Origin of the sequence: Pseudomonas sp. 34 E 7 (assembly GCF_900005715.1) — a bacterium.
GTDB lineage: Bacteria > Pseudomonadota > Gammaproteobacteria > Pseudomonadales > Pseudomonadaceae > Aquipseudomonas > Aquipseudomonas orientalis_A.
Genome location: NZ_CVTX01000099.1, coordinates 7234 through 20986, shown reverse-complemented (window position 1 = coordinate 20986; position 13753 = coordinate 7234). Strand labels below are relative to the sequence as shown.

Sequence of the window (13753 nt, the reverse complement as noted above, 5' to 3'; positions counted from 1 at the left end):
AATGCTGCTGTTTCATCATATGGCCCTGGACCACAGCGCGCTGGACGTGGTGCGCCATGAACTGCAGGCGCTGTTGCAAGGCCGTGGCGAACAATTGGGCCAGCCCATCCCGTTTCGCAATTACGTGGCGCAGGCGCGACTGGGCGTCAGCGAGCAGGAGCACGAGGCGTTTTTCCGTCAGATGCTCAGCGATATCTGCGAGCCGACCTTGCCTTTCGGTCTGCAGGATGTGCAGGGCGACGGCCGCGATATCGTCGAAGCGGACCTGCCGCTGTCGGCAGCGCTCAATCAACGTGTACGCGAGCAGGCACGCCATCTGGGCGTAAGCGCGGCGAGCGTGTTCCATATGGCCTGGGCCCAAGTGCTGAGTGTGTTGGCAGGCAAGCAAAGCGTGGTGTTCGGTACGGTGTTGATGGGGCGCATGCAGGGCGGTCAGCAGACCGACAGAGCGCTGGGGATTTTCATCAATACGTTGCCGTTTCGTGTGGACGTCGGTCATGCGGATGTGCGCACCGGCATCAGGGACACCCATGCACGGCTGACGACGTTGCTGCGCCATGAGCATGCCCCTTTGGCCTTGGCGCAGCGCTGCAGTGGAGTGACTGCGCCCACGCCACTGTTCAGTGCGTTGCTCAATTACCGGCACAGTGGTTCCGGCAATCAGGCCGAGGCGGTGGCGGCATGGAACGGCATCGAAATGTTGAGCTCGCAGGAGCGTACCAACTACCCGCTGACGCTGAGCGTGGATGACCTGGGCGATAGCTTCATCTTGCGGTTGCTCGCCTGCACCCAGGTCGACCCGCACCGCGTCTGCGCCTACCTGCAAACCGCACTGGAAAACCTGGTAAGCGCCCTGGAGCAGGCGCCGCACACCGCGCTCAACCAGTTGCCGGTGGTGCCGCTGGCCGAGCAGCGCCTGTTGCTCGAGCAGTTCAACGCAACCCAGGCGGTGTTCCCCCAGGGCAGCACCTTGCACGCGCGCATCGAAGCCCAGGCCGCGCTGACCCCGGATGCCATCGCGGCGGTGTGCCTGCACCGCACGCTGAGCTACGCCGAACTCAATCAGCAAGCCAACCTGCTGGCCCATCATCTGCTGGCGCTGGGGGTCAAGCCCGATGACCGCGTGGCCATCGTCGCACGCCGTGGCCTGGACACCCTGGCCGGGTTGCTGGCGATTCTCAAGGCCGGCGCCTGCTACGTGCCGGTGGACCCATCCCACCCGGCCGAGCGCCTGAACTACCTGCTCAGCGACAGCGCCCCGGTGGCCGTGCTGACCCAGCACGCGTTGCTCGAGCGCCTGCCGGAGCTGGAGGTGCCGGTGATCAACCTGGACCGCTACACCTGGCACCACCACGCGGCGAGCAATCCCGAGGTGGCCATGACAGCGTCGAACCTGGCCTATGTGATCTACACCTCCGGCTCCACCGGCCTGCCCAAAGGGGTGATGGTGGAGCATCACACCGTGGCCAACCTGGTGGACTGGCATTGCAGCGCCTTCGACCTGCGCGCCGGGCGGCATACCGCCAGCGTGGCCGGTTTCGGCTTTGATGCGATGGCCTGGGAAGTGTGGCCGGCGCTGTGCGCGGGCGCCACCCTGCACCTGCCGCCGGCCCACGACGGCGCTGAAGACATCGACGCGCTGCTCGCCTGGTGGTGCGCGCAACCGCTGGACGTGTGCTTCCTGCCGACACCGGTGGCCGAGTACGCCTTCAGCCAGAACATCGAACACCCGACCCTGCGCACACTGCTGATCGGCGGCGATCGCCTGCGCCATTTCGGGCGTGCGCAGCGCTTCGAGCTGATCAACAACTATGGCCCCACCGAAGCCACGGTGGTCGCCACCGCCGGCAAGATCGAGGCGGGCCAGCCGTTGCATATCGGCAAGCCTATCGCCAATGCCAGGGTCTATCTGCTGGACGAACAGCTGCGCCCGGTGCCGTTGGGCGTGGCGGGTGAACTGTACGTGGGCGGCAAGGGCGTGGCGCGCGGCTACCTCAATCGCCCGGAGCTGACCGCTGAGCGCTTCCTGCGCGACCCGTTCAGCAGCGGGCGCATGTACCGCACCGGCGACCTGGCGCGCTGGCTGCCCGACGGTAACCTGGAGTATTTGGGGCGCAACGATGACCAGGTGAAAATCCGTGGCATGCGCATCGAACTGGGCGAAATCGAAACCCGGCTCAACCAACTGCCGGGCATCCTGGAGGCGGTGGTGCTGGTGCGTGAAGAGCGGCTGGTGGCGTATTTCACCGAAAGCCCGCAACTGGATGCGCTGGCCGTCGCTGATATCCGCGCGCACCTGGTGGCCCATCTGCCGGACTACATGGTGCCGGTGGCGTTCATGAAGCTCGACACGCTGCCCCTGACCGCCAACGGCAAGCTCGACCGCCAGGCGCTGCCGGCGCCGGATATGGCTGCGGTGTTCAGCCGTGAATACGAGGCGCCGCTGGGCGAGATCGAAAGCGTGCTCGCGCAGATCTGGGCCGACGTGTTGCAAGTGGAGCGGGTTGGGCGGCGCGATCACTTCTTCGAGCTGGGCGGGCATTCGCTGCTGGCCATGCGCATGGTGTCCCAGGTGCGCCAGCGCCTGGGGGTGGAGCTGGTGCTGGGCGACTTGTTCGCCAACGCCGAACTGGCGGCCGTTGCTCACGTGCTGGCCCAGGCGGGTCGCAGCACCTTGCCGGATATTCTGCCGGCCAATCGTGGCGAGGATGTGCCGCTGTCGTTCGCCCAGCAGCGCCTGTGGTTTCTGGCCAACATGGACGGCGGCAACAGTGCCTACAACATCCCCATAGGCCTGGCCCTGCGTGGGCAATTGCACGTGCAGGCGCTGCAAGAGGCGTTGGCCTGCATCGTCAGGCGCCATCACACCCTGCGCAGCCGTTTTGTCCAGGTGGGCGATGACACCCAGGTGCTGACCGTGCCCGCCGACGATGCCATGCCGCTGCAGTCGCTGGACCTGCGCGGTCATCCCGAGCCGCAACAGGCCCTTGAAGCGCTGATCCGCCACGAGGCCTCGGCCACGTTTGACCTGGAGCGCGGCCCGCTGCTGCGTGGGCACCTGGTGATGATGGCCGACGATCATCATGTGCTGCTGCTGACGTTGCACCACATTGTCTCCGACGGCTGGTCCATGGGCGTGCTGACCCGCGAACTGATGGCGCTGTACCAGGCGTTCATCCACGGGCAGCCCGACCCGCTGCCGCCGTTGACGATCCAGTACGGTGATTTCGCCATTTGGCAACGTTTGTGGCTCAGCGGTGAAGTGCTGCACCGCCAGAGCGATTACTGGCAGCACGTGCTGGCGGATGCGCCGGCCTTGCTCACGCTGCCCACTGATCGTCCACGTCCGGCGCAGCAAGACTATGCCGGCAGCAGCGTCGAGGTGCATGTGGACGAGCGCCTGACAGCCGCGCTGAAAGCGTTGAGTCAACGCCATGGCGTCACGCTTTACATGACCCTGTTGAGCGCCTGGGCAGCGCTGCTGGCTCGGTTGTCCGGCCAGCATGACCTGGTGATTGGCTCGCCGGTGGCAAACCGGACGCGCAGTGAAGTGGAAGGGCTGATCGGCCTGTTCGTCAATACCCTGGCCCTGCGCATCGATACCTCGGGTGAACCGAGCACCGAAGTGCTGCTGGCGCGGGTCAAGGCGGTGTCGCTGGCGGCCCAGTCCCATCAGGATCTGCCGTTCGAACAGGTGGTGGAGATTACCCAGCCGGTGCGCAGCCTGGCCCACACGCCGCTGTTTCAGACACTGCTGGCCTGGCAGGACGCCAGCGCGCCCACCCTGACGTTGGGCGATCTGGTGATTGAAGGCGTTGCTCAAGAGAGCCTGTTTGCCAAGTTTGAGCTGACCCTGGACCTGGGTGAAGACCAAGGCAGGATCCGTGGTGCGCTGCAATACGCTGTCGCGCTGTTCGATGAGGCGACGGTGCAGCGCTACGTCGGCTATTTCACCCGCCTGTTGCAGGCCATGGTCGCCGACGACCGTGCGGTGCTGGCCCATGTGCCGCTGATGGAGGAACCTGAGTGCCAGCGGGTGCTGGTGGACTTCAATGCGACATCGATGCCCAACAACGTCGAGCAGACCGTGCACGGGCTCGTCGCCGCTCAGGCCGAGCGCACGCCCAATGCCATTGCGGCCAAGGCCGGCGAGCGCCACCTGACCTATGCCGAACTCGACAGTCACGCCAGCCATCTGGCAAATCACCTGCGCGGCCTGGGCATCAAGCCCGACGACCGCGTAGCCATCGTCGCCCGTCGCGGCCTCGACACCCTGGTCGGGTTGCTGGGGATCCTCAAGTCCGGCGCGTGCTATGTACCGGTCGATCCAGCGCATCCCGCCGAGCGCCTGGCCTATCTGCTCTGCGACTGCGCGCCCGTGGCAGTGCTGAGCCAGCGCGCGCTGCTGCCAACGCTGCCTGCCCTTGAGGTGCCGGTAATCGAGCTGGATGGCGCTGACTGGCTTATCCCTGCGCAACTTCATCCCGAAGTCGCTGCCGGCCCGTCCAATCTGGCCTATGTGATTTACACCTCCGGCTCCACCGGCTTGCCCAAAGGTGTGATGGTGGAACACCACAGTGTGGTGAACCTGGTGGACTGGCACTGTCGTGCTTTTGATCTGCATGCCGGGGACCATACGGCCAGTGTCGCCGGCTTCGGATTCGATGCGATGGCCTGGGAAGTCTGGCCGGCGCTGTGTGTCGGCGCGACCCTGCACGTGCCGCCGGCCCATGACGGCGTCGAGGATGTCGACGCGCTGCTCGCCTGGTGGTGCGCGCAACCGCTGGACGTGTGCTTCCTGCCGACGCCGGTCGCCGAGTACGCCTTCAGCCAGCAGATCGAACATCCGACGCTGCGCACCTTGCTGATCGGTGGCGACCGTTTGCGCCAGTTCACGCGCCCGCTGCGTTACGCATTGGTCAATAACTACGGGCCCACCGAAGCCACAGTGGTCGCCACCTCCGGCCGGATCGAGGTCGGCCAGCCGCTGCATATCGGCAAGCCTGTCGCCAATGCCACGGTCTACCTGCTCGACGAACAGCAGCGTCCGGTACCGCTGGGTGTAGCCGGGGAATTGTATGTCGGCGGCCAAGGCGTGGCGCGCGGTTACCTGAACCGCTCGGAACTGACCGCCGAACGCTTCCTGCATGACCCGTTCAATGCGGGGCGCATGTACCGCACCGGTGACTTGGCGCGTTGGTTGCCCGACGGCACCCTGGAGTACCTGGGCCGCAACGACGATCAGGTGAAAATCCGTGGTGTGCGCATCGAACTGGGCGAAATCGAAACCCAACTCAACCAGTTGCCGGGTATCCAGGATGTCGTGGTGCTGGTCTGTGACGAGCGGCTGGTGGCGTATTTCACCGCGCATCCGTCGACGGGTTCCTTGGCTGGCGCTGATATCCGTGCGCACCTGGTCGCGCGTCTGCCGGGCTACATGGTCCCGGCCGCGTACATGCGGCTCGATGCGCTCCCGCTGACGGCCAACGGCAAGCTCGATCGCAAGGCCCTGCCAAAGCCGGACCTGTCGGCCCTGTTTATCCGTGAGTACATTGCGCCCGAGGGCGAGCTTGAAAGCGTGCTCGCGCAGATTTGGGCCGATGTGTTGCAGGTGGCGCAAGTAGGCCGGCGCGACAACTTTTTCGAACTCGGCGGTCACTCGCTGCTGGCCATGCGCATGGTGTCCCAGGTGCGTCAGCGCCTGGGCATAGAGCTGCTGCTGAGCGATTTTTTCGCCAATGCCGAACTCAGCGCCGTCGCCGCCGTGCTGGCCCAGTCCGGTCGCAGCACCTTGCCGGATATCCTGCCGGCCAATCGCGAAGAACACGCTCCGTTGTCGTTCGCCCAGCAACGCCTGTGGTTCCTGGCGCTGATGGAAGGCGCCAATACCGCCTATAACATTCCCATCGGCTTGCGACTGCGCGGGCAATTGCATGTGCAGGCGCTGCAACGTGCCTTGGCACGTATTGTTGCGCGACATGAAACCCTGCGCAGCCGCTTTGCCCAGCACGGCGACGACGCGCGGGTACTGATTGCACCGCCTGAAGAGGTGTTGGCGCTGCAATTGCAGAACCTGCGGCATCACTCGCATCCTCAGCAGGCTTTGGATGCATTGATCCACGGCGAAGCCTCGGCACCGTTCGACCTGGAACAAGGTCCGCTGATACGTGGACGCCTGGTGGCAATGGCCGACGATCACCATGTGCTGCTGCTGACCCTGCACCACATCGTCTCTGATGGCTGGTCCATGGGCGTGCTCACCCGGGAACTGATGGCGCTGTACCAGGCCTTCAGCCATGGCCTGCCCGACCCGTTGCCGCCACTGCCGATCCAGTACGTTGATTTTGCCGTCTGGCAACGGCGCTGGCTGAGTGGCGAAGTCCTCAACCACCAAAGCGCCTACTGGCAGCAAACCCTGGCCGGCGCGCCGCCGCTGCTGTCCCTGCCTACCGATCGGCCCCGCCCGGCGCAGCAGAGCTATGCCGGCGATACGGTCCAGGTGCGCCTGGATGAGCGTCTGACCGCCGGGCTCAAGGCGTTGAGCCAGAGGCACGGGGTGACGCTGTACATGACAGTGATGAGCGCCTGGGCGTCACTGCTTGCACGGTTGTCCGGTCAGCACGACCTGGTGATCGGCTCGCCGGTAGCCAACCGGGCCCGCAGTGAAGTGGAAGGACTGATTGGCTTGTTCGTCAACACGCTTGCCGTGCGCATCGACACCTGCGGCGAGCTGAGCACCGAGGCACTGTTGGCGCGGGTCAAGGCGGTGACGCTGGCCGCTCAGTCTCACCAGGACCTGCCGTTCGAAAAAGTCGTGGAGATCCTCCGGCCGCTGCGCAGCCTGGCACATAGCCCGATCTTCCAGGTGCTGCTGACCTGGCAGGACAGCAGTGCACCGGCGCTGGCCCTCGGCGACCTGACGCTGGAGGCGATCGTCGAGAACAGCCACTTTGCCAAGTTCGATCTGGCGCTGAGCCTGGGCGAAGTCGACGGCTGCATTCTGGGCACGTTGGAATACGCGGTGGCCTTGTTCGATGAGGCGACGGTGCAGCGTTACGTCGGCTACCTGATTGGTCTGTTGCAGGCGATGGTCGAAGACGACCAGGCGGTGCTGGAGCATACGCCGTTGCTGGGGGCGCGCGAGCGTCAGCAGGTGCTGTTTGATTTCAACGCTACGGCAGTCGACTACAACCTCGACCAGACCCTGCATGGCCTGTTCGAAGCGCAGGTTGAACGCACGCCGGATGCGATTGCGCTCAAGGCCGGCACGCAGCAATTGACCTATGCCGAACTCAATAGCCGCGCCAACCAATTGGCCCATCATCTGCTGGCGCTCGGTGTGCAGCCGGATGCCCGCGTAGCCATCTGCGCAGAGCGTGGCCTGGACATGGTTATCGCCCTGTATGCGGTGCTCAAGGCCGGCGCGGCCTATGTGCCGCTGGATCCGGCGTATCCCCAGGAGCGGATCGCCTACATGCTGCAAGACAGTGCACCGCAGGTGGTGCTTGCCCAGGTCGCTACGCGTGGTTTGCTGGGCGAGGTGGCGGTGCTTGAATTGGACCAGCCGTGCTGGCAGCACCAGCCGGACGATAACCCTGCGGTACGCGGTGCAAGCGCTTACGTGATCTACACCTCAGGCTCCACCGGGCAGCCCAAGGGGGTGATCAACGATCACGGTGGGGTGGTCAACCGCCTGCTGTGGATGCAGGACGAATACGGACTGACCTGCGACGACGCAGTTCTGCAGAAAACCCCGTTCAGCTTCGACGTATCGGTGTGGGAATTCTTCTGGCCGTTGTCCATCGGTGCTCGGCTGGTGATGGCGCGTCCGGGCGGTCACAAGGACCCCGCTTACCTGTGCGAGGTCATCGAAGGTGAAGCGATCACGACGTTGCACTTTGTGCCGTCAATGCTCGATGTCTTCCTTGCCTATGGCGATGTCAGCCAGGTAGCGGGCCTGCAACGCGTGATGTGCAGTGGTGAAGCGCTGCCAGGCAGCCTGGTGCGGCGCTTCAAGCAGCAACTGCCGGGCGTCAACCTGTATAACCTGTACGGTCCGACTGAAGCGGCGGTGGACGTGACGGCGTGGTCCTGCCTGCCTTGCGACGTGCCGGAAAACACGCCCATCGGCAAACCGATCGCCAATACCCGCATGTACGTGCTGGACACGCAGATGCAGCCGGTGCCCCTGGGTGTGGTGGGCGAGCTGTTCATTGGCGGCGTGCAAGTGGCGCGGGGCTATTTGAACCGTCCTGAACTGACGGCCGAGCGCTTCCTTGATGACCCGTTTACCCAGGGACGCTTGTACCGTACCGGTGACCTCGGCCGTTATCTGCCCGACGGCACACTCCAATACCTGGGGCGCAATGACGACCAGGTGAAAATCCATGGATTGCGGATAGAACTGCGGGAAATCCAGGCGCGACTGACCGAGCATCCCGCGGTCAACGAAGCGGTGGTGGTGGCCCGTGAGCAACGCCTGATCGCTTACTACACCGCCGACGCGTGCGACATCGATGAGCTGCGCAGTCATTTGGCGCAACAGCTTCCGGCGTTCATGGTGCCCGCTGTGTTTGTGCGCCTGGACGCGTTGCCGCTGAGCCCCAACGGCAAGCTCGATCGCAAGGCGCTGCCGGCGCCGGACGTGGAGTCGGTGAGCGTGCGCGACTACGAAGCGCCCCAGGGCGATACCGAAATCGCCTTGGCCAGCGTGTGGGCCGAGTTGCTGGGGGTGGAGCGTATAGGGCGGCAGGATAACTTCTTCGAGCTGGGCGGGCATTCATTGATGGCCGTGAGTCTGATGGGGCGCCTGCGCCAGCTCGGATTGTCGGCGGACATGAACGTGCTGTTCAGCCAGCCGACGTTGACGGCCCTGGCGGCGACCCTGGGTGGCAGCCGGGAAGTGGCCGTACCCGCCAATGGCATCGCCGCCGATTGCGACGCCATCACACCGTCCATGCTGACGCTGGCGCGCCTGGATCAGCCGGCCATCGACCGTGTTGTCGCCGCCATCCCCGGCGGGGCCGCCAATGTGCAGGATATCTACCCGCTGGCCCCGTTGCAGCAGGGAATTCTGTACCACCACCGCGCGGTTCAGGAGGACGACGTGTATGTGCTGCAGGCGCAATTTGCCTTCGACAGCACGGCACGCTTGCACGCATTTGCCGAGGCATTGCAGGCGGTGATCCGGCGTCATGACATCCTGCGTTCCTCGTTCCATTGGGACGGCTTGCAAGAGCCGATGCAAGTAGTGTGGCGTGAGGCGTCCCTGCACGTTGAGAAAGGGCCGTTGCCGCAGCGCCTGGACCTGGCTCAGGCACCGGTGATGCGCCTGGTCTACACCGAGGAACCGCAGCGCGTGGTGGCCACCTTGCTGTTTCACCACTTGGTGATGGACCACGTGACCCTGGGCATCCTCAAGCATGACATGCAGGCCTTCCTGGGGGGCAAAGGCGATACGCTGAGCGCACCGGTGCCTTATCGCAATTACGTTGCCCAGACCCGCCTGGGCATCACCGACGAAGAGCATGAGGCGTTCTTTCGCGACATGCTCGCCCAAGTCGATGAGCCGACCTGCCTGTGCGAGCTGGGCCCGGTTGAACAGGTGCAAAGCCTGCTCGATCATGCGCTGAGCCAGCGCCTGCGTACCCAGGCGCGTCGGGCCGGCGTGAGCGCCGCCAGCGTCATGCACCTGGCCTGGGCCCTGGTCATGGGCAAGGTGGCCGTGCGCGAGTCGGTCGTGTTCGGCACCGTGATGCTGGGCCGCCTGCAGGGCGGGGAGGGGGCCGAACGGGCCATGGGGGTCTTTATCAATACCTTGCCGCTGCGCGTCGACCTGGGTGAACACTCGGTGCGGGGTGCGCTGCGCGACACCCATGCGCGCCTGGCGCAGTTGCTCCAGCACGAACACGCGCCCCTGGCGCTGGCGCAGCGTTGCAGCAGCGTGCCTGCAGGCACGTCGTTGTTCAACGTACTGTTCAACTATCGTCACAGTGCCGAGGTACACGGCACGCCAAATGACGATGCCGCAAAGGCATGGCAGGGCATCTATTTGCTCGAGGGCGAGGAGCGCTCCAGCTACGGCCTGTCGATGAGTGTGGACGACCTGGGCGACCGTTTCAGTCTGAGCGCAGCGGGTCAGGGTGCGCGGCGTCTTTGCGGCTACCTGGCCACGGCGCTTGAGCAAATGGTGACGGCGTTGGAGGACACTGTCGACAGCGCCATCAGCGCTGTGTCGATCCTGCCGGCCGACGAGCGCCGACAATTGCTTGAGGACTTCAACGCTACCGCCCGCCAATTCCCCCGCGCACACACGGTGCAACGCTTGTTCGAGGCCCAGGCCGGGGCCCGTCCCGGTGCGCTGGCGGTGGTGCATGGCGAGCAGCGCGTGAGCTACGTTGACCTCAACCTTCGCGCCAACCGCTTGGCCCATCACCTGCTCGGCCTTGGCGTGCGCACCGGGGACAGCGTAGCGATTCTGCTGCCACGCGGCGTGGACTTGATAGTCGGCCAGTTGGCCGTGTTGAAATGCGCCGCCGCCTACGTGCCGCTGGATATCAATGCACCCGCCGAGCGCCAGGGTTTCATGCTGCAGGACAGCGGCGCGGTGCGGCTGCTGACCCGCAGTGATATAGCCGTTGACTACCCGGCTCAACGCCTGGACCTCGATACCCTGACCCTGGATGCGCAACCTGACCACAACCCCGACCTGTCGCAATCGTCGGACAGCGTGGCCTACGTCATGTACACCTCCGGCTCCACCGGCACGCCGAAGGGCGTAGTGGTGCCTCATCGTGGCATCACCCGGCTGGTCATCAACAACGGCTATGCGGATTTCAACGCGGGTGATCGTGTGGCATTCGCCTCCAACCCGGCCTTTGACGCCAGCACGATGGATGTGTGGGGGCCGCTGCTCAACGGCGGGCAGGTGCAGGTCATCGATCATTCCATATTGCTCGATCCGGTGGCGTTTGGCGCTGCGTTGGAGGGGGCGACGATACTGTTCGTCACCACGGCGCTGTTCAATCAGTACGTGCAACTGATACCCGATGCGCTGGCGGGGTTGCGCATCCTCCTGTGCGGCGGCGAGCGCGCTGATCCGGCAGCGTTCCGCAGCTTGTTGGCGCGCGCACCGGCACTGCGTCTGGTGCATTGCTACGGGCCGACGGAAACCACCACTTACGCGACCACCCATGAGGTGCGCGCACTCGCCGACCACACGGACAGCGTGCCGATCGGTCGACCGATTTCCAATACTCAGGTCTATGTCCTGGATGCGCAGTTGCAGCCGGTGCCGTTGGGCGTGACCGGTGAAATCTGTATCGGTGGCGACGGCGTGGCCCTGGGGTATTTGAATCGTGCGCAATTGAGCGCCGAACAGTTTGTGCACGACCCCTTCAAGCCCGAGGCCCTGATGTACCGCACCGGCGACCTGGGTCGCTGGAACGCGGACGGCTTGCTGGAGTGCGTGGGGCGCAACGACGACCAAGTGAAAATTCGCGGTTTTCGTATCGAACTGGGCGAGATTGAAGCACGCCTGGCGACCCACGCCGCCATTCAGGAGGCGGTGGTGCTGGCCCGTGAAGACGCACCGGGCGACAAACGCCTGGCGGCCTATTTCACCTGGGCGGCAGAGCCTGTTGGCATCGATAGCCTGCGTGCCCATCTGCAGGAACAACTCCCGGACTACATGGTGCCGTCAGCCTATATGCCACTGGAGCGGTTACCCCTGACGGCCAATGGCAAGATCGACCGCAAGGCCTTGCCGGTCCCCGCGCTGCAAGCGCCGGCTGACCGCGTGTTCGAACCGCCTCGCGATGCTTTGGAGCACAGGCTGGGTCAGCTATGGGCCGACGTACTCAAGCTTGAGCAGGTCGGCCGCGATGACAGTTTCTTCGAACTGGGCGGTCATTCCTTGCTTGCCATTCGCCTGGTCGGCCTGATGGAGGAGGCGGGTCTGCAGGTGAGCCTGGCCGAGCTCTTTGAGCACGTCAGCGTGGCGAACGTGGCCTCGATGTTGCGCGAGCGTGACGAGCAGGCAACGCGCTGCACCACGGTGGTAACCGTGCGCAGCAGCGGTGCCCAGCCGGCCTTGTTCCTGGTGCACGAGTTCAGCGGCATGGACGTGTATTTCCCGGCGCTGGGTCAGCACCTGCCGGGTGATTACCCGATCTATGGTCTGCCGGGCCTGGCGCTGGGCGAGGCTCACCTGAACACCATGGAGGGCTTGGCGGCGCGCATGGTCGGCCTGATTCGCGAGATCCAGCCGCACGGACCCTACCGTGTGGCGGGATGGTCGTTCGGCGGGGTGCTTGCCTATGAAGTGGCCATGCAACTGTTGGGGCTGGACGAAAGCGTCGCGTTCCTTGGCTTGATCGACACCTTCGTGCCGCGCATGACCGATCAGGGCAAGGCACGCTGGGAAGGGCCGCAGGCGCTCAAGCGGCATCTGCTGCTGCAGTGCACGGCCCATTGGACCGTACAAGGAGGCACGCATGAAGTGGCGAGATTGGCGCAACTGGAAGCAGACACTCAACAGCTGGACCTTGCGGGCCTGCTGCAATGTTGTCGCGATGAAGGTTTGTTATACCCGCAAATGGCGGCGGCCGCGGACGCCGACTTGATCAGTTTCATCGAGCGCGAAGTCGGGCATGGGCATGCGCTGGCGCATTACAGCCTGTTCCCGCTGCCGATTCCGGTGCATCTGTTCAGCGCCCAGGAACGGCCGACCGAACTGTCGCGGCGCAGTGAGTCGTTGGGCTGGGAGGACGCGCTGGCATCCGGTCAACTGCGCCAGATTGAAGTGCCCGGCAATCACCAGAGCATGATGCAGGCTCCGCATATCCGCAGCCTGGGCGCGGCGATGGCCCAAGCGTTGGCTGAGTCTTTACCGGTGATGGAGGCGACGCATCAGCCCTTGCTGCGTATCCAGGGCGGCAAGGCCGGGCATGCACCGCTGTTCTGCGTGCCCGGTGCGGGCGACAGCGTGACCGGCTTCGTCGGCTTGAGCGAGGCGCTGGGGCGGGACTGGCCGTTGTATGGCCTGCAGCCGCGCGGGCTGGACGGTGAAGCGGTGCCCCACAGCCAGGTGGAAGCGGCGGCGCAGTGTTACCTCGCGGCGCTGATTCATGAGTGCCCGGCGGGGCCGGTGCATCTGGTCGGGCATTCGTTTGGCGGCTGGGTCGCGCTGGAAATGGCGCTGCGCTTGCAGGCGATGGGCCGCGAGGTGGCGTCGTTGACGGTGATCGACAGTGAGTCGCCGGGGGGTAATGGTGTGGTGGGGCGGCCGTATACGTCGACGGCGGCGTTGTTGCGGTTGATCGAGGCGATGCAGTTGGCGGCCGGGAGATCCCTGGGGATCGATCCGCTGGATTTTGCCGCGAGTGATGAGGTGGCGCAGCGCCAGGCGTTGCATGCGGGGATGGTTGGGGTTGGGTTGTTGCCGGCGCGGTCTGCCGGGGATGCGATGGTTGGCCCTGCGCGGACTTATGCGGCGGCGTTGCGTACGGTGTATCGGCCGCAGGCGCGGTATGACGGGGTGGTGCGTTTGGTGCTGGCGCGTGACCCGGCGCTGGATGCGGCGGGTAATCAGCGTGAGCAGGGGTTGATGATTGAGGGGTGGCGGGGGCAGGGGCGTGGGTTGCAGGTTTGGTATGGCGGGGGGAATCATTTCACTTTGCTTAAGGCGCCGAATGTGTCGGCGTTGGCCAGGTGGTGGGTTGAGGGGGTTGTGGTTGGGGAGGTGGTGTCTTGA

At 64.9% G+C, this 13753-nt stretch carries 1 protein-coding gene (cut by a window edge); it reads left to right on the top strand.

Features of this window, described 5'->3' with window-relative positions:
* Positions 1 to 13753, top strand: partial view of a non-ribosomal peptide synthetase gene (locus tag BFP96_RS07045; protein ID WP_065935906.1) — the 3' portion only. It extends 719 nt beyond the left edge of the window; 13753 of the gene's 14472 nt are visible here — the last part of the coding sequence; the start codon falls outside the window, past its left edge; its stop codon occupies positions 13751 to 13753.